Raw genomic sequence first — 16,040 nt, 5'->3', positions numbered from 1 at the left:
AATCCCGCGAGGCGGCGGCTGAAGCTCAGCGCGCGGCGGAGAGATTGGCGATCAGAGCGATCTGCGCGCCCGGCAGCATCACATGCCGGCGGGGGAGAGCCTGCGCCTCGCGCGAGCTTTTGGCCGCGAAGGGCGCGGCGCCGCGGCCGATGTCCTTGCGGGGAAGAGCCCAGGCGCCCATCATGGCGGTCAGGTAGTCGTACATTGCAAAAATCCAACAGTGGGTGTGCTTTTTCTGGCGCGGAATATACCCGATTCGCCCGATTTCCGGCGCCGCATTCGCTGCAACTCGGCCATGCGCCCGGCGCATGGCTCAGGGCCGCTCGCCTATCACGATTTACAATGATCGATTTTTCCCCCGAAAGTTGACGTTGCGCGCGAAATTCGTTAGCCTCCTCCTCAGGTCTTCTTGCAAGTCGATCCGCGCAGCTTTCCCGGGCGGAGCCTTTTTTCGGCGTTTGTCGCTTAGCTCTCGCCGCCCTTGTCCCAATCATCAAAAGGCCGCTTTCGCGGGGGAAAGCGGCCTTTTCCTTGCGCCGGGCGCCGCGGAGGCCGCGGCGCGGCCCTTCGCCTTGCGGCGGATCCTCTATATAGAAGGCCCCTCCCGCGCGATTCCCTGAGGTTTCCCCATGCCGATCCCGGACCGGGCGTCGCCCGCCCTCTCCCCCCCCTCCTCCGAGGTTCCGGAGGATTGGCGCTCGGGCGGATTCGGGCTTTACGTCCATTGGCCTTTCTGCAAGGCGAAATGTCCTTATTGCGACTTCAACAGCCATGTCTCGGCGCAGGTGGACCAAAGCCGCTGGCGGCGCGCCTTCCGCCGCGCGCTGGAGGTCGAGGCGGCGCAGACCCAAGGGCGGCGGCTGGATTCGATCTTCTTCGGCGGCGGCACGCCCTCGCTCATGGAGCCCGAAACCGTCGCGCTGGCGCTGGACTCCGCCCGCGAGCTTTGGCCTTCGGCGCCGGATCTGGAAGTCACGCTGGAGGCCAATCCCACCAGCGTCGAGGCCGGACGCTTCCGCGCCTACGCCGAAGCGGGGGTGAATCGCCTCTCCATGGGGGTGCAGGCGCTCAACGACCCCGATCTGAAGGCCCTCGGCCGCCAGCATAGCGCCGCCGAGGCGCAGGCGGCCTTCGAGGTCGCCCGCAAGATCTTCCCCCGCGTCTCGTTTGATCTGATCTACGCCCGCCAGCGCCAGAGCCTCGAAGACTGGCGCAAGGAGCTGAAGCTCGCGCTGTCGATGGCGGTGGATCATTTCTCGCTCTATCAGCTCACCATCGAGGCGGGCACGGCCTTCGGGCGGCTGCATGGGCTCGGGAAGCTGAAGGGCCTGCCGAGCGCCGATCTCGGCGCCGATTTCTACGACGCCACGCAGGAGATCTGCGAGGCGGCGGGGCTGCCCGCCTATGAGATCTCGAATCACGCCCGCCCCGGCGCGGAATGCCGCCATAATCTCGTCTATTGGCGCTACGGCGACTACCTCGGCGTCGGCCCCGGCGCCCATGGCCGGATCACCAGCGAGGGTCGGCGCTTCGCGACCGAAACCCATCGCGCGCCGGAGCTCTGGCTCGCCGCCGCCGAGCGCGACGGAATCGGGCGGCTTCATGAGGAGGAGATCGCTCCGGAGGATCAGGCGACGGAGCATCTGATCATGGGCCTGCGTCTGGCCGAGGGGCTGGACATGGCGCGCCACGCCCGGCTCGCGGGGCGCCCCTTCGATCCGGAGCGCGTCGAGCGCCTTGAATCCGAAGGATTTCTTCGACGCGAGGGCGGACGCCTGATCGCCACGGCGGCGGGCCGCCGGACCCTCGACGCGATCATCTTGGAGCTCGCCCGCTGAGCGGGAGGCCTTCGCCTTGATTGCGCCTTTATGGTGAATGGAGCGTTAAGCTTTCTTTGACTGTATGGACGTAGACTGCACAAGCACTGAATGGAGGCTCCCCCGCCATGCTCCGCTTCAAGGCCGTCGGCTTCGCCGTCCTGACCTTCGCGCTCTGCGTTTCCGAAGCCGCCTTCGCGCAGGGCGGCGCGGGGGCCGAAGAATTCGCCGAAATGGGCCGGGCGGCCTATCTGACGGGCGATCTCTCCGGCGCGGAGGCCTATCTGCGCGCGGCTCAGGCCGCGGAGGCGGATCCGAGCTCGCCGCGCATGAGCCGCATCCTCAACGATCTGGGCGTGACCCTCAAGCATCAGGGCCGCTACCGCGAGGCCGCCCTCGCGCTGGAGCAGGCGCTGATCCTCGTCGAGGCCAAAGGCGAGGCGCCCCCCGACGCGCTCGCCGCGCGGCTGATCAATCTCGCCGAGGTCAACGCCGCCGCCGGACGAGAGGCCGAAGTCGCGCCGCTCTATGGGCGGGCGCTGCGGATTCTGGAGCAGGCCGGAAGGGCCGACGGCGAGCTTTACGCCGGAACGCTCAATAATCTGGCGGCCTTCCATATGGATCAGGGGCGCCCCGCCGCCGCCGCGCCGCTTTTCCTCGAAGCTCTGAATCTGCGGCGCGGGCTTTTCGGCGAATCCTCGCCGGAATACGCCGACGCGCTGGTGAACCTCGCCGAGATGGAGCGTCAGGCTCAGCGCCTTCAGGAGGCGACCGAGCATGTCGAGGCCGCTTTGCGCGTCTATCGGAGCCTCGCGCTGGAGGGGCGCCCCAACGCCGCCTCGGCCATGAACACGCTGGCGCATCTGCGTTTGGCGGCGGGCGAGCCGCAGCAGGCGGAGGCCCTGTTCCGCAAGGCGCTCCAGACGAACGAAGCCGCGCTCGGGCCCTATCATCCGCAGACCGGCTACGCGCAGCTGAATCTGGCGGCGCTTTATGAGACGCGGCGCCAATACGCCGCCGCTCAGCCGCATTACGACCTCGCGCTGGAGATCCTGCGCTCCAGCCTCGGCGATTCCCATCCTCAGACGCGCCGCCTCGCCTGGAATTACGGGGCCTTCGTCACGCGCTACGCGCGCTTCCTGCCCAACGCCGTGCGCGAAAAGGCGATTCTCATCGCCGAGACCTTCGGGCCGCCGCAGGCGGAGCGCGTTCTGCCCGCCAGCGAGCGCCTGATCGAAATCGCGCCCTGAGCGCAGAGCGGGAGCCGGGCCCTCCGAGGCCCGGCGGCCCGGCCCGAAGGCTTCAGCTCCGGGCCTGCTGGAAGCCGTGCATGCGCATGGCCCATTGCATGCCGACCACCGCGCCCTTCATGCGCGGCAGCAAGGCCAGAGAGGCGATGACTCCCACCGCCGGCCAGACGGTGAAATGCACCCATTGGGGCGTCTCCCAAGTCTGTTCGGTCGAGAGGATCAGCAGGCCGAGGATATGGCAGACCACCACCAGCGTCAGCCAAGGCGGCATGTCGTCGGCGCGATGGTGATGCAGCTCCTCGCCGCAGGCCGCGCAATGATCCGCGACCTTCAGATATTTCGTGAACAACGTCGGTTCGCCGCAATTCGGGCAGCGGCAGCGCAACCCCCGACGCACAGCCAGCCAGACGTCCCGCTTGGGCGCCTCCTGAGCGGCTTCGGCGATTTCGACGCGCGTCGCTCCGAATTCGGCTCCATGATCGGCGTTCATGAGTTCTCTCCCGCATCCTCTTTGGCCGCGCGTCCGGGCCGACCCCGGCCCCACGCCCGACAATCTGAGAACTTAGGCGATTTCTCCCCGGCGAACAGATGACCTTCCGCCATGCGGCGCCGTGTCGCTCGCGCGGGGCGAAGAGATCCCTTCCAGCGCCAAGCGCCGCGCCGCCCGCAAGCGTCCTTCGGCCGCGAGCCGCGTCAGGCTGTGCGCCGGGCCATGGACCTCGCGGAAGACGGCCTCGGCGGCGGAGAAGAGATCCTCCGCCTCCATGTCCACGCCCATCTCCTCGTAGAGTCCGGCGAGATTGGACATGTCCACGGCGGTTCCCGGATGATGCGCCCCGAGGGCTTCGAGGTCGATCTTCACCGCCTCCTTATACAGCGTCTCCGCTTCGGCGAAAAAGCCTTGGGCGCGGCGCAGCCCCGCGAGATTATTCAGCCGCAGCGCGAGGATAGGGTGATTCTCGCCCACCGAGGACCGCGCCACCCGAATGGCCTCGACGAGCAGCTCCGCCGCCTCGTCCAGCCGCCCCTGAGCCCGGCGCAGCCCGCCCAGAGCGCTGAGCAAAGCCCCGAATTCAGGATGATCTTCGCCGAGACTCCCCCGCCCGATCCGCAGCGCCCGCGTCAAAGCCTCCTCGGCCTCCGCGAGCCGCCCCTGATCGCGCAAAAGCCCCGCCAGAGCCGCCAGACGCGCGGCCACGTCCGGCGCCTCCGGCCCGAGCAGATCTTCGTCGCTGGCGAGGGCCCGGCGATAATGGCGTTCGGCCTCGGCCCAATCGCCGCGGGCGTGCTCGCTGGCCGCCAGACGCCCCGAGGCCTCGGCGGCTTCGGCGGAATCGCGGCCGAATTCGGCTTCGGCGGCCTTGAGCGCCTTGGCCCTCATGCGCCGCGCGCCCGACTCGTCGCCGCAGGCCGCGAGGATCTCGGCGGAATCGCGCAAGAGGCTCCAGCGCTCGGGCTCCAGCCGCAAGGCGCGCTCCAGATGTCCGCGGGCGTCGGCCAGACGCAGCGCCTCCCAAGCCAGAAGCCCCTGCTGATGCGCCGCCCAAGCCGCCCGCGAGACGGCGGGCCGCTGACGCTCCTCCAGCTCGGCGAAGAGCACCTCGGCGGCGTCGCCTTCGCCCTGCTCCAGACCCTCGCGGGCGACCTTCAGATCTTCGAGGTCGAATTGATTATGCAGCCGCTCCAGCATGCGCAATTGAGCGTCGCGGGCGCGCTGGGCCTCAAGAAAGCTCTCCTCGCCCAAAGCCAGACGCTCGCGCGCCAAAGTCGCGGCGCGGCGGGCGAGCAAGCCCCCCTGGCGTCCGCCCTTCTCGGCCTCGGCCTCCATGAGCCGCTCCGCCTCGCGCAGACGGCGCTGATGGCCTGCGAGGGTGAAGCCCGAAAGATCGCTGGTCTGCGTCATGCGCGTCGGTCCCTTGGTCTCAAGACGCGGAAAGCCACGCCGCCCCTCGTTCAGGGCTCGCGGCGCTCGCCTCGCCTTTCGGATAGGATAATGAAATCCCCTTCTTTTCGCCAGTCGTTTCAACCGGGCCTCGCGCGCGGAGGTTTTCACGCGGAGGTTTCAAAGGCGGCTGCGCGGAGTCTCTCTTGACGCCGCCGGGGGAAGGCCTCAGCAAGGAGCCCTCCTTCAACGAAGAGGCGCGCCCTATGCCCGGACAGGATCAGGACATCCCGGTCGAGAAGCTGACTCCTCTCGAAGCCGTCGCCGAGCTGGCGCGGCTGGCGGAGCGCATCGCCGCCGCCGACAAGGCTTATCACGAAGAGGATTCGCCCATCCTCACCGACGCCGCATATGACGCGCTCCGGCTGCGCAACGAAGCCTTAGAGGCCGCTTTTCCAAACCTGATCCGAGAGGACAGCCCCTCCAGGCGGGTGGGCTCGGCGCCGGCTTCGGCCTTCGGCAAGATCGCCCATCGGGTTCCCATGCTCTCGCTGAACAACGGCTTCGCCGAAGAGGACGCCGCCGAATTCCTCGACCGCATGAAGCGCTTCCTCGGCATGGCGCCCGAGACGCCCCTGCCCGTCACGGCGGAGCCCAAGATCGACGGGCTGTCGATCTCGCTGCGCTATGAGGGCGGCAAGCTCGTCGAGGCCGCCACCCGGGGCGACGGCGCCACCGGCGAGAACGTCACGGCCAACGTGCGCACCCTCAAGGAGATTCCCGCCCGGCTGAAGGGCGAGGCGCCGGAGGTCTTCGAGGTTCGGGGCGAGATCTATATGAGCCACGCCGATTTCGCGGCGCTCAACGCCCGGCAGGCCGCGGCGGCGGAGAAGCTCTTCGCCAATCCGCGCAACGCCGCCGCGGGCTCTCTGCGGCAATTGGATTCGAAAATCACCGCCGGACGCCCTCTGCGCTTCTTCGCCTATGGCTGGGGCGAGGCCTCCGCCTTGCCCGGCGCGACGCAAATGGAGATGCTGGCGGCCTTCGCGGCTTGGGGCCTTCCGGTCAATCCGCGCACGAAGCTCTGTTTCTCGCTTAAGGAGATGATCGCCCATTATCAGAGCATCGGCGCCGACCGGGCCAGCCTCGGCTACGACATCGACGGGGTGGTTTATAAGGTCGACGATCTGGCTTTGCGGGCGCGTCTGGGCTTCGTCTCGCGGGCGCCGCGCTGGGCTCTGGCGCATAAATTCTCCGCCGAGCGGGCGGAGACCATCGTGCAGGCCATTGAGATTCAGGTGGGCCGCACCGGGACGCTGACTCCCGTGGCGCGGCTGGCGCCGGTGACGGTCGGGGGCGTGGTGGTCTCCAACGCCACCCTCCATAACGAGGACGAGATCCGCCGCAAGGACGTCCGCCTCGGCGACCGGGTGCGCATCCAGCGCGCGGGCGACGTGATTCCGCAGATCGTCGAGGTGGTCCTCGACGGCCGCCCCCCCGACTCGACGCCCTACGTCTTTCCCGAGACCTGCCCCGAATGCGGCTCTCCGGCGATCCGGCCCGAAGGCGAGGCCGCGAGACGCTGCACAGGGGGCCTGACCTGTCCGGCTCAGGCCGTGGAGGGGCTGAAGCATTTCGTCTCGCGCAACGCCTTCGACATCGAAGGCTTGGGCGCCAAGCAGATCGAAGCCTTCCACACGGAGGGCTGGATCAAGGAGCCCGCCGAGATCTTCACCCTGCGGGCGCGCTATGGCGATCCGGCGGGGCTTCAGCAGCTCAAGAACCGCGAGGGCTGGGGCGAGAAATCCGCCGAGAATCTCTTCAAAGCCATCGACGAGCGCCGCGACATCGCCCTTGAGCGGTTGATCTTCGCTTTGGGCTTGCGTCATGTGGGGTCCAGTTCGGCGCGGCTTTTGGCCTCGCGCTATCACTCTTGGAGCGCCTTCGCCGCCGCCATGGAGGCCGCCGCCGATCCCGATTCCGAGGCCCGCCGCGAGTTGGAGGCCATCGACGGCGTGGGGCCCGCTCTGGCGGAATCCGCGGTCGCCTTCTTCGCGGCTCCGGCCAACCGCGCGAGCCTCGCGCGGCTGCTCGCGGAGATTCGTCCAAAGGATACGGAGAAAATTAATCGCGACGGGATATTGAACGGAAAGACCGTGGTCTTCACCGGAACGCTCGAACGTCAGACCCGCGCCGAGGCCAAAGCCCGCGCGGAGGCGCTCGGCGCGAAGGTCTCCGGCTCGCTCTCGCGCGCGACGGATCTGCTCGTGGCGGGTCCGGGCGCGGGGTCCAAGCTGAAGGCCGCTCAGGATCTGGGCGTGAAGACGGTCGACGAAGAGACGTGGCTCGACCTGCTGGAGGGCCGCGCGACGCTGGAGTGAGGGACGGAATGGCGGATGAAGCGCGGCGGCGGAGCGGCAAAAAACGCAAGCCTCAGGGCTTCGGCGCAGGAATCCTCGCGGCGGCGGCCCTGGGCGCTTTGGCCTTGGGCGCGGGCGGCATGTGGCTGATCGCGGGCGGCGGCGCGAAAAGCGCCTCGGCCGCGCGCGGCGACGTCGCGAGCATGGTTTCGGCTTCGGCGGTGCGCCATTTCCCCGAGGCCTATGCGGAGTTCTCGCGCATCTCCTTCGAGCGTCAGGCTTCGGGCGAGCTCTGGCCGGTGGAGGCGCGCTTCTTCGTGCCCGCCGCGCGCTTCGCGCCCGACCTCGCCGATTCCGCTTTGATCGGCGCCGCCGACATCCGCAGTCTGGAGAGCACCTTCGCCACCGCTCCGCCGCTCAGCGCGCAGGAGATGCGCCGCCGTCTGGAGGCTCTGGCGGGCGAATTCTCCGGCCCCGACCGTCCGCGCTGTCAGGACTACACCATCGGCCGCGAGCGCAATCTGCCTTGGCCCAATTGGCCCGATCCCCGGGTGCGCGAGCTGGTGGTGGAGTTCAACACCGCCTGTTGAGCTTTCGTTCGCCGGGCTTTCGTTCATGGGGGGGCCTCCGCGCACGGAACGCGCACGATTTCGTGACGCCCCGCGCGATTGCGTCCGCCCGCCCCGCCTCTATATCGCCCAGAGAAGGTTCGGATCCCGTCCCCGGAGCGCCCCACCCCTCGCTCCCTCGTTCTCCGGGGCGGGATCCGAGCTTGCGCGCGGCGAGGCTTCAGGCGATAAGCTCGGTTGAGGCGCGCCGCGCGCGGCGCTTTCGGGCCTGCGTCCCGAGAGGCCGCCCGGCGCCGGACTTCACCTTTTGGCGCCAGCAGGTTCGACCATGTTCGCACGCATCTACCAGCCAGCCAGAAACGCCATGCAGTCGGGCACGGGCAAAACGCATCTCTGGGTTCTGGAGTTCGCTCCGCAGGAGAAGCGCCGCATCGATCCGCTCATGGGCTGGACCGGCTCGGGCGAGACCTCCGCGCAGATCCGCCTCAGCTTCGAGACCCGCGAGGAGGCCGAGGCCTACGCCCGCGAACAGGGCTGGCCCTATGTGCTGACCGAGCCCAATCCGCGCAAACATCGCCCCCGGGCCTATGGCGACAATTTCGCCACCCGCCGCCGGGCGCCCTGGACCCATTAAACGCGCCTCAAGGCCGATCTCCGAACGCCGTCCGGCTGCGCGCAGGGCGGCGTTCGTCGTTTCAGAACGCTGTCCGACCCTCTCGGATCGTTCAAGCGCTCTGACTTCTTGTGCGGTCGCATTTTCGCGACGCGAAGCCGAAAGGGCCTCGCTGAAACATGCTCTAGGGCTGAGTCTCAGAGGGGGCGGCGGCCTCCGCCGCCTGGACCGAGGCTCCGAAGCCTCCCACGAAGATATGCGAGCCCGTTCCGCGCAAAGAAAAGACCCCGCCCGCCCGCCCGCCCTCAGGCCCGTAAAGCCGCGCCTCCGCCGCGCCGCGCATGCCGTTCGCCATGGAGACCTCTCCGACGAAGACGGCGCTTCCCGGCGCGGCGGTCAGCAGGCCCGTCAGGTCGAGCGCCGGATCCAGCTTGCTTCCCGGCCGCGATTCGAAGCTCCGCAGACGCGCCGTGCGGGCGCCGTGGTCCAGCTCCAGCTCCAGCTTCGCCAGCAGGACGCCGCCGACGTTATAACGCGCTTCGACCGCCATCAGCGCCCCGCCCATCCGCGCGACGCCTGACGCAGGGGCGGCGCCGGGAGGCGTCTCCGTCCCCAAGCTGAAGGCGCCCATGCGGCCTTTGTCTCCGATTTTATTGCTGACGGCCCAAGGCCCGAAGACCTGATCCTCGCCCTGAAGGAAGCCCACCACGATGGAGAGCCCGTCATGCGTCACGGCGGAGAAGATCGACTCGTCTCTTTGCTGGAAGGCGCTGTTTTGGGGCGTCCATTTCGCCGGGATCGGCCCATTGTCCAGAATGAAGCCGCTCGCCTCGCCTTCGGCGTCGAGGGTGATTTCGCCGACGACCGCCGTGGAGGGCGAGAAATCCGAAATGTCGGCGATCCGGTTCCCCGGCCCGCTGCGCATCGAAGCCTCGACGCCGAAGCCCGCCAGCTTGGCGGTCGCCGCAGCGGGCAGGCCGCTTTTCCCCAACAGCGGCTTGACGTCGGCGAAATGGCCCGGCCCGTCGCTGACGCAGGCCGAAAGGCTCCCCGCCAGAACGACGGCGAGCAGGCTGCGCGGATGGATGAATCCCATGATCTTTTCGACGCTCCTCGCGGATTGCGGACAAGGAAGCCGCGCGCGCCGCCTCGCTCTCCGGCCGCCCGCCCGAATCCCCGGCGGATCATCCTTGGTCGGAGGCCGCTTGTCCATGCGGCGAGAGCCTGAGGCGCTTCGCTGGAAAAAGGCTTGCCCGGAGGCCCCCGGCCCATGTAGGGACGGAGCCTGAGGCCCCGTAGCTCAACCGGATAGAGCACTCGCCTTCTAAGCGAGCGGTTGCAGGTTCGAGCCCTGCCGGGGTCGCCATTTCCTGAGCGCTTTGCCCGATCGTCGCCCTCCCGGCGACAGACCGTCTCTCCGGCCCGCCTTGCGGCGCGGCGCGGCGCGGCTCACATAAGCCTCCGACAGAACCTGAAACGCGCAATCCAGAGCGGAGGCGGAGGCCGAAACCGGCCCCTTCGCCGACCGGAGCACCCAAAATGAAAAAACTCGGCTTTCTCTCCTTCGGCCATTGGTCCCCGGAGTCCGGTTCGCCTTTGCGCACGGCGGGCGAGACGCTCAAGCAATCCATCGAGCTCGCCGTGGCGGCGGAGGAGCTGGGCCTCGACGGCGCTTATTTCCGCGTCCATCACTTCGCGCGGCAATTGGCTTCGCCTTTCCCGCTGCTGGCGGCCATCGGCGCGCGGACCTCGACAATCGAGATCGGCACCGGCGTCATCGACATGCGGTATGAGAACCCGCTCTATATGGTCGAGGACGCGGGGGCGGCGGATCTCATCTCCGACGGACGGCTTCAGCTCGGCATCAGCCGCGGCTCGCCCGAGCAGGTGATCGACGGCTGGCGTCACTTCGGCTATCAGCCCGCCGAGGGCGAGACCGGCGCCGAGATGGCCCGCCGCCATACGGAGGTCTTCCTCCAGCATCTGGAGGGGAAAGGCTTCGCGCGGCCCAATCCGCGCCCGATGTTCCCCAATCCTCCGGGGCTGCTGCGGCTGGAGCCTCATTCCGAGGGGCTGCGGGACCGCATCTGGTGGGGTTCGGCCTCCAATGGAACCGCCGAATGGGCGGCGAAGATGGGCATGAATCTGCAAAGCTCCACGCTCAAGGAGGACGAGACCGGCGAGCCCTTCCACGTCCAGCAGGCGAAGCAGATCCGCCGTTACCGCGAGGTCTGGAAGGAGGCGGGCCATGAGCGCGAGCCGCGCGTTTCGGTCAGCCGCTCGATCTTCGCTCTGACCACCGACATGGATCGCCGTTATTTCGGTCGCGGCGGCAAGGAATCGGACCAGATCGGCGACATCGACGAGATGCGCGCCATCTTCGGACGCGGCTACGCCGACGAGCCCGATAAGCTCATCGAGCAGCTCAAGGGCGACGAGGGGATCGCCGAAGCCGACACGTTGCTGCTGACCATCCCGAACATGCTGGGCGTCGAATACAACGCCCATGTGATCGAGGATATTCTGAAGCATGTGGCTCCGGCGCTCGGCTGGCGCTGAGCTTCTCCGCGACGCCCTCCTTCGCTCCGAAGGGGGGCGTTCGGGCTTTCCGAAAGCGCCCCATCGCCGAATCCTGTTGGCTTTCCCTCCGAAGGCGGCTCTAGACTGAGGAAAACCTCAGGGAGGGTCTCCTCATGTCGTCTTCCACCTCCAACGCCGATCTTCAGGCCCGGCGGACCGCCGCCGTGGCGCGCGGCGTCGGCACGGCCTGGCCGGTCTTCGCGGCCCGCGCCGAGGGCTCCGAGCTTTGGGACGCCGAAGGGCGCCGCTATATCGACTTCGCCGGCGGCATCGCGGTGCTGAACACCGGGCATCGTCATCCGAAGGTGGTGGCGGCGGTCAAGGCTCAGCTCGACGCCTTCACCCACACCGCCTTTCAGATCATCCCCTATGAGCCCTATATCGCGCTCTGCGAGAAGCTGAACGCCATCGCCCCGGTGGGCGGCCCGGCGAAATCTTTGCTCTTCTCGACGGGCGCCGAGGCGGTCGAGAACGCGGTGAAGATCGCCCGCGCCCATACGGGGCGTCCGGGGCTGATCGCCTTCAGCGGCGCCTTCCATGGCCGCACCTATCTCGCCACCGGCCTGACGGGCAAAGTCGCGCCTTACCGGACGAAATTCGGCATCGCCCCTCCGGGGATCTACCACGTCCCCTTCCCCGCCCCGACCCATGGCGTGACGGTCGAGGATTCGCTGAAGGCTCTGGAGACGCTCTTCCGCGCCGACATCGCCCCGAGCGACGTGGCCGCCATCCTGCTGGAGCCGGTGCAGGGCGAGGGCGGATTCCTCCCCGCGCCGAAAGAGCTCTGGGAGGCTCTGCGCGCGATCTGCGACAAACATGGAATCGTGCTGATCGCCGATGAGGTTCAGACCGGATTCGCCCGCACCGGCAAGATGTTCGGCGTCGAGCATTCCGGCGTGACGCCCGATCTCATGACTCTGGCCAAATCTCTGGCGGGCGGATTCCCGCTCTCGGGCGTGGTGGGCAAGGCCGCGATCATGGACGCCGCCGATCCAGGCGGATTAGGCGGCACCTATGCCGGAAACCCGCTCGCCTGCGCGGCGGCTCTGGCGGTGCTGGAGGTCATCGAGGAGGAGAAGCTCGTGGAGCGCGGCGCGGCCCTCGGCGAACGGATGAAGCGGAAGCTCGCCGAGATCGCCCAGCGCAACGACGCCGCCCCCATCGCCGAGATCCGCGGCCCCGGCGCCATGATCGCCTTCGACGTCGTGAAGACGCGCGGGAGCAACGAGCCCGACGCCGAAGCCGCTAAGCGCGTGACGCAGATCGCCATGGCGGAAGGTCTGATCCTGCTCACCTGCGGCGTCTACGGCAACACCATCCGGCTGCTCAATCCGCTGACCATCTCCGACGAGATCCTTGAAGAGGGCCTCGCCAAGCTGGAGAAGGCGCTCGTTCAGGCCGCCTCCTGATCCTGCGGCGCGGAGGCCCTCGACCGGGCCTCCGCTTCAGACCTCCTCGGGCGCAGGCGGAGGAGGCGCTTCTTCAGGCGGAGCCTCGCGGCGCGTCAGGCGCAGGCGGCGCTTCGGGCGGGCTTCGGGCTTCGCCTCGAAGATCTCCCAGAGCCCGAGGACCAATTGCCCCACCCCCACCAGCATCGAGAGAATCAGCGCCAGAGCCACGAAGAAAGGGCTCGTCAGGGCGTAGTCGATCCAGTTGGGCCGGATGAAGCTCGGGCCTTCGCCGCCGAGATGCTCCACCCGCAGAGCCGTCACGCCCGGCTTGGCGATGGCGACCACATGGAAGCCCGCCTCCTCCCCGGTCCCCGCCGAGACATGGCCGAAGCCCGAAGCCGGATTCCCCGCTCTGTCGACAAGGCTCACCCGCTCGCCCCGGCGCAGATCCCCGGACTTCACCGTCTCCGTCGCGCCGCCGAGCCCAAAGAGCGAGCCCTCCCGCGCCTCATAGCGCCCCGAGATCAGAATGGCCGTCTCGCCGCTGGCCATTTGTCCGCCGATGGAGCTCCAGCCCGTGAAGACCAGAGCCCCCGTCTCGGCCCAGCGCCGGGCGGTCAGATGCAGGCGCGTCCCCTCCGGCAAGCCTTGGGCGCCATAGGCCGTCGCCACCAGCCCGCCCTCCGGATCGCGCCGCAGCAGCGCCCGCGCGCCGTCGCTCCAGACCACCGGAGCGCCTGCGCGGGGCTTCTCCGTGAAGAGCCGGGCGTCGCAGAGCCCCTCCCCGCGCGGCGCGCGCGGCTGCGGACGCGGCAAAGGCTCGCAAAGCGTCGCCTCGCCGAGGGGCCATGAATTCCCCGCGCCCTCGAAATGAATCTCGGCGCCCGTGGCCATGGCGTCGATCACGAAGGTCCGCGAGCGCCCCAAGGCGCTGGAGAGGATCAGCGCCAGCAAAAGCCCCAGCATCAGCGGAGTCGCCAGAAGGGCCGTCCATTTGAGCAGCGCCCGCGCGCCGCCGCCCAGAGCCTTCACGCCGCCCGAAGCCCTCACGCGCAGGCCCTCACTTCTGAGGCTCGGCCAGAGGCCCGAAACGCAGCGTCAGAGGAATCTCGCGGCCCAATTCGCCGTTCTTCACCGGCAGGACGATCAATTCCGCCCGCCCCTCCTCGAAGATCTCCGCCGGGACGCGGCAGACCGTGTCATAGGCCATGCGCACCTCGGCCTGAACCGGAGCGCAGAGGATCTCCGGAGCTTCGGGGCGGCCCTCGACCTCCACATAAGTCTGTTCGGCGCGAAAGGCGTTGATGAGCAGCAAAGCTTCTTTTTCGCCCTCACCCTCCTCGCCTTCGCCCGATTCCAGACGCCCGGCGAGCGAAGCCTCGGCTTCGGCCGCCTCGGCCTCCGCGCAGTCGCCCCGCGTGACGGAGAGCGCCAGCTCCTCCGGCGAACGCTCCGCAAGGGCTTCGGGCTTGCGGGTGGGATAATCCAGACGCGCCGCCCCGCCCGCCCAATCCTCGGGGGCGCGGTAGAGATTGGCCGATTCATAAAGCCCGTCGGCGGACATCACCCGCAGGCAAATCTCCGAGCCGCTCCAATCGGCGGGAATCCAAGCGCGGAAGGCGTCCATTCCGGCGACGGCCTCGGCGGGGGCCGCGAGGAAGCCCAGAAAGCGCGCGCCCGAGATCTTCGCCGCCGGACGCAGGATCTCATTGAACGGATCGCTCACCAGTTGCAGACTTGGAGAGGTTTGAGAAGGCGTCTCCGGGGGAGCGGGCTCCTCCGCGAGGACGCTCGCCGCTCCAAAGCCGATGGTCAGGGCGAAGAAGGCCGCGACTCCGCGCCGAGGTCCACGCATAGGAAACTCCCCCGTGAAGATTCTCCCGTCCGCCGCGATCTTAACAGCTTTCCTCGCCTGCGCCATGACGCAGGCTCAGGCTCAGACCGTCGCTCTGCGCGGCGGAGGCGGCGAAGGCCATGGCTTGATGATCCGCAGCGGCGGCGCCTGCTATCTGCTCACGCCGCGCCATGTGGTCGGGGAGAGCCCCGCCGCGAGCGTCCGCAGCGCCGCCCCCGCCGCCACGGGCCGCGCCTTCGTCGAGCGCCCCTTCTGGGAGGGGATGGATCTCGCGATCGGAGTCTTGCGGGGGGCTCTGGAGGCGCGCTGCGAATTGGGGCTTCAGGCTCTGGCGGGCGAGACCCGGCTGGAGCGGGGGGGCGCGGGCGAATTGGTCTCGCTGCGGCCCTCGGGCGAGGTGGAGCGGCGGCCCATGCGGGTCTCGGACAGCGGCTATCTCACGCTGGACGCCGAATTCACCCGCCCCGGAGACGAAGTCTTCGAGGGGATCAGCGGCTCCTTCCTCTTCATCGGGGCGCGCCCGGCGGGCATGGCGGTCGAGGCTCTGGACCAGCGTTCGGCGCGCTTCATCCGCGTCGAGGAGATCCACGCCGCCGCCGCGCGCTGGATCGGGCGGCGCGGCGCGGTCTTCGAGGCCGCCGCGCCGGAGGCTCCGGCGGGGCTGGAGGCTCAGGCCCCCGAGCTTGCGGTCAAGCCGGAGCGCGCCGCCCCGGCGCTCTCTCCGGCCTTCGCGGTCGGGAACGCGCTGAAGGACGGGCCGCAAGCCTATGTCTTCGCGCCGCAAGGCCCCAACCGCATGGCTTTCCGCATCGAAGGCGAGGCTGCGAAATCCCTGACCCGCGCGGCGCTGCTGACCGATCCCGAAGGCGGCCATGCTCTGCCGCGCGCGATCCTCATCGAGGTTTCTTCGCGCGAGGACGGCGGCGGCGCCCCGCGCTTCTTCGCTTCGGGGAACATGGGGCCGGACGGGCGCTTCGATCAGAAGCGCTCGCCGGTGCTGGCGCGCTGGATCTTCGTGACCATCTCCTCGGCCTGGACCGAAGGCCCCGTGCGCCTCGACCGCATCCGCTTCGAGTGAGGCTTACTGACGGACGGGGATGCGCATCTGATGGTTGCTGCTGCCTGTCCCGGCCACGGAGACCGTGCCCGTCAGATCCCCCTCCTCATTCGGCGCCAGCAGCAGCCACTCTCCCCAGGGACGCAGCGAAACCCCGGAATCCGTGACGCGCACCGCGCATTCCTTACCTTCGGAATCCAGCGCGCACTTCTGGTCGGCGTCGAATTTCCCGAGCTTCCAGGTGAAATAGCCTTTGAGCTCGGCGTCCACGGAGCCCCCGTATTGCGCGAAGGCGCGCAGGTAATTGTCTTGATTGCTCGAGGTGTGCAGCCTGCCCACGCCCACGAAGACCTCGATCCGCGGCTCGCTGGCGAAAAAGCCCTCCAGCGCTTTGCGCCTCACGGCGGGATTGGGGCTGTAAAGCCCGTAATCCAGCGCGATCTTCTGCAATTCGGCGTCGCCCGATTCCAGCATGACCTTCATGGCGGCGGAGCTGCGCGCAGGATCCGGATCGGCCAGAAGCTCCTGATAGGAGCCCAGATCGCGCAAGCTCTGATCCACCTTGGCGCGGATCTCCTCGACCGTCAGGCTCTGCGCCGAGGCCGCTCCGATCCAAACCGACGCCGCAAGAGCGCAACCCGTCGCAAGAGTTCTCATCATCTGCTC

The 16,040-nt window shown here is 68.5% G+C and carries 15 protein-coding genes and 1 tRNA gene; 9 read left to right on the top strand and 7 right to left on the bottom strand.

Translation table 11 applies throughout. The annotated features are described in order from the left end of the window. Positions 1-25: 25 nt before the first annotated feature. Positions 26-205: a hypothetical protein gene (locus tag B161_RS0107565; RefSeq protein ID WP_018632763.1), complete on the bottom strand. Its 180-nt coding sequence runs from the start codon at positions 203-205 to the stop codon at positions 26-28. A gap of 424 nt (positions 206-629) precedes the next feature. Here B161_RS0107565 and hemW point away from each other — a divergent pair, with 424 nt between their 5' ends. Both hemW and B161_RS0107550 read left to right on the top strand, forming a co-directional pair. Continuing rightward, the gene (gene hemW / locus B161_RS0107555; protein ID WP_018632761.1) at positions 630-1,838 is read left to right on the top strand and encodes a radical SAM family heme chaperone HemW; all 1,209 of its coding nucleotides are present in this window, start codon (positions 630-632) and stop codon (positions 1,836-1,838) included. Between the two features lie 107 nt (positions 1,839-1,945). Then, positions 1,946-3,067: a tetratricopeptide repeat protein gene (locus B161_RS0107550; RefSeq protein WP_018632760.1), complete on the top strand. Its 1,122-nt coding sequence runs from the start codon at positions 1,946-1,948 to the stop codon at positions 3,065-3,067. Positions 3,068-3,119: 52 nt separating this feature from the next. On the opposite strand, the gene B161_RS0107545 is transcribed toward B161_RS0107550, so the two are convergent. Next, the gene (locus B161_RS0107545; RefSeq protein WP_018632759.1) at positions 3,120-3,557 is read right to left on the bottom strand and encodes a DUF983 domain-containing protein; all 438 of its coding nucleotides are present in this window, start codon (positions 3,555-3,557) and stop codon (positions 3,120-3,122) included. 72 nt (positions 3,558-3,629) lie between these two features. Beyond that, positions 3,630-4,970 carry a tetratricopeptide repeat protein gene (locus tag B161_RS18765; RefSeq protein WP_018632758.1) on the bottom strand — a complete coding sequence of 447 codons (1,341 nt, stop codon included), beginning with the start codon at positions 4,968-4,970 and terminating at the stop codon, positions 3,630-3,632. 245 nt (positions 4,971-5,215) lie between these two features. Here B161_RS18765 and ligA point away from each other — a divergent pair, with 245 nt between their 5' ends. From ligA to B161_RS0107525, 3 genes are all read left to right on the top strand, one after another. After that, complete coding sequence (gene ligA / locus B161_RS0107535; RefSeq protein WP_026310270.1) at positions 5,216-7,330, top strand: NAD-dependent DNA ligase LigA; 2,115 nt, start codon at positions 5,216-5,218, stop codon at positions 7,328-7,330. Positions 7,331-7,338: 8 nt separating this feature from the next. Further along, positions 7,339-7,899 (top strand): hypothetical protein, encoded by a 561-nt coding sequence (locus B161_RS0107530; RefSeq protein WP_018632756.1) that lies wholly within the window; start codon positions 7,339-7,341, stop codon positions 7,897-7,899. Between the two features lie 307 nt (positions 7,900-8,206). Next, positions 8,207-8,512 (top strand): ETC complex I subunit, encoded by a 306-nt coding sequence (locus B161_RS0107525; protein WP_026310269.1) that lies wholly within the window; start codon positions 8,207-8,209, stop codon positions 8,510-8,512. Between the two features lie 163 nt (positions 8,513-8,675). Here the strand turns inward: B161_RS0107525 and B161_RS0107520 are convergent, their stop codons facing one another. Then, positions 8,676-9,587: a hypothetical protein gene (locus B161_RS0107520; RefSeq protein WP_157755578.1), complete on the bottom strand. Its 912-nt coding sequence runs from the start codon at positions 9,585-9,587 to the stop codon at positions 8,676-8,678. A 193-nt stretch (positions 9,588-9,780) separates the two neighbouring features. Here B161_RS0107520 and B161_RS0107515 point away from each other — a divergent pair. The 3 genes from B161_RS0107515 (at position 9,781) to gabT (ending at position 12,480) form a co-directional block, all read left to right on the top strand. Beyond that, a tRNA-Arg gene (locus tag B161_RS0107515) sits at positions 9,781-9,857 on the top strand. A gap of 173 nt (positions 9,858-10,030) precedes the next feature. Next, positions 10,031-11,050 (top strand): LLM class flavin-dependent oxidoreductase, encoded by a 1,020-nt coding sequence (locus B161_RS0107510; RefSeq protein ID WP_018632753.1) that lies wholly within the window; start codon positions 10,031-10,033, stop codon positions 11,048-11,050. 134 nt (positions 11,051-11,184) lie between these two features. Further along, the gene (gene gabT, locus B161_RS0107505) at positions 11,185-12,480 is read left to right on the top strand and encodes a 4-aminobutyrate--2-oxoglutarate transaminase (protein WP_018632752.1); all 1,296 of its coding nucleotides are present in this window, start codon (positions 11,185-11,187) and stop codon (positions 12,478-12,480) included. A gap of 36 nt (positions 12,481-12,516) precedes the next feature. Here gabT and B161_RS0107500 read toward each other — a convergent pair whose 3' ends face one another. After that, complete coding sequence (locus B161_RS0107500) at positions 12,517-13,512, bottom strand: hypothetical protein (RefSeq protein WP_018632751.1); 996 nt, start codon at positions 13,510-13,512, stop codon at positions 12,517-12,519. A 10-nt stretch (positions 13,513-13,522) separates the two neighbouring features. Further along, positions 13,523-14,317 (bottom strand): hypothetical protein, encoded by a 795-nt coding sequence (locus B161_RS0107495; protein ID WP_018632750.1) that lies wholly within the window; start codon positions 14,315-14,317, stop codon positions 13,523-13,525. A gap of 13 nt (positions 14,318-14,330) precedes the next feature. Between B161_RS0107495 and B161_RS0107490 the strand changes: the two genes are divergently transcribed. Further along, on the top strand, positions 14,331-15,395 hold the full coding sequence (locus tag B161_RS0107490) for a hypothetical protein (protein ID WP_018632749.1): 1,065 nt from the start codon (positions 14,331-14,333) through the stop codon (positions 15,393-15,395). Between the two features lie 3 nt (positions 15,396-15,398). Here B161_RS0107490 and B161_RS17265 read toward each other — a convergent pair whose 3' ends face one another. Next, positions 15,399-16,034: a hypothetical protein gene (locus B161_RS17265; protein WP_018632748.1), complete on the bottom strand. Its 636-nt coding sequence runs from the start codon at positions 16,032-16,034 to the stop codon at positions 15,399-15,401. Positions 16,035-16,040: the final 6 nt, after the last annotated feature.

The organism is Neomegalonema perideroedes DSM 15528, assembly GCF_000374145.1.
GTDB classification, from domain to species: domain Bacteria; phylum Pseudomonadota; class Alphaproteobacteria; order Rhodobacterales; family Rhodobacteraceae; genus Neomegalonema; species Neomegalonema perideroedes.
Note: the sequence above shows the minus strand (reverse complement) of the source record. Positions and strands in the feature narration are given on the sequence as shown.

Excerpts from the sequence above, each read along its gene's own strand:
- B161_RS0107520 (WP_157755578.1), bottom strand. The coding sequence starts at position 9,587 with ATGGGATTCATCCATCCGCGCAGCCTGCTCGCCGTCGTTCTGGCGGGG.
- B161_RS0107510 (WP_018632753.1), top strand. The coding sequence starts at position 10,031 with ATGAAAAAACTCGGCTTTCTCTCCTTCGGCCATTGGTCCCCGGAGTCC.
- B161_RS0107550 (WP_018632760.1), top strand. The coding sequence starts at position 1,946 with ATGCTCCGCTTCAAGGCCGTCGGCTTCGCCGTCCTGACCTTCGCGCTC.
- B161_RS0107525 (WP_026310269.1), top strand. The coding sequence starts at position 8,207 with ATGTTCGCACGCATCTACCAGCCAGCCAGAAACGCCATGCAGTCGGGC.
- B161_RS0107565 (WP_018632763.1), bottom strand. The coding sequence starts at position 205 with ATGTACGACTACCTGACCGCCATGATGGGCGCCTGGGCTCTTCCCCGC.
- B161_RS0107495 (WP_018632750.1), bottom strand. The coding sequence starts at position 14,317 with ATGCGTGGACCTCGGCGCGGAGTCGCGGCCTTCTTCGCCCTGACCATC.
- B161_RS0107545 (WP_018632759.1), bottom strand. The coding sequence starts at position 3,557 with ATGAACGCCGATCATGGAGCCGAATTCGGAGCGACGCGCGTCGAAATC.
- B161_RS17265 (WP_018632748.1), bottom strand. The coding sequence starts at position 16,034 with ATGATGAGAACTCTTGCGACGGGTTGCGCTCTTGCGGCGTCGGTTTGG.
- hemW (WP_018632761.1), top strand. The coding sequence starts at position 630 with ATGCCGATCCCGGACCGGGCGTCGCCCGCCCTCTCCCCCCCCTCCTCC.
- ligA (WP_026310270.1), top strand. The coding sequence starts at position 5,216 with ATGCCCGGACAGGATCAGGACATCCCGGTCGAGAAGCTGACTCCTCTC.
- B161_RS18765 (WP_018632758.1), bottom strand. The coding sequence starts at position 4,970 with ATGACGCAGACCAGCGATCTTTCGGGCTTCACCCTCGCAGGCCATCAG.
- B161_RS0107530 (WP_018632756.1), top strand. The coding sequence starts at position 7,339 with ATGGCGGATGAAGCGCGGCGGCGGAGCGGCAAAAAACGCAAGCCTCAG.
- gabT (WP_018632752.1), top strand. The coding sequence starts at position 11,185 with ATGTCGTCTTCCACCTCCAACGCCGATCTTCAGGCCCGGCGGACCGCC.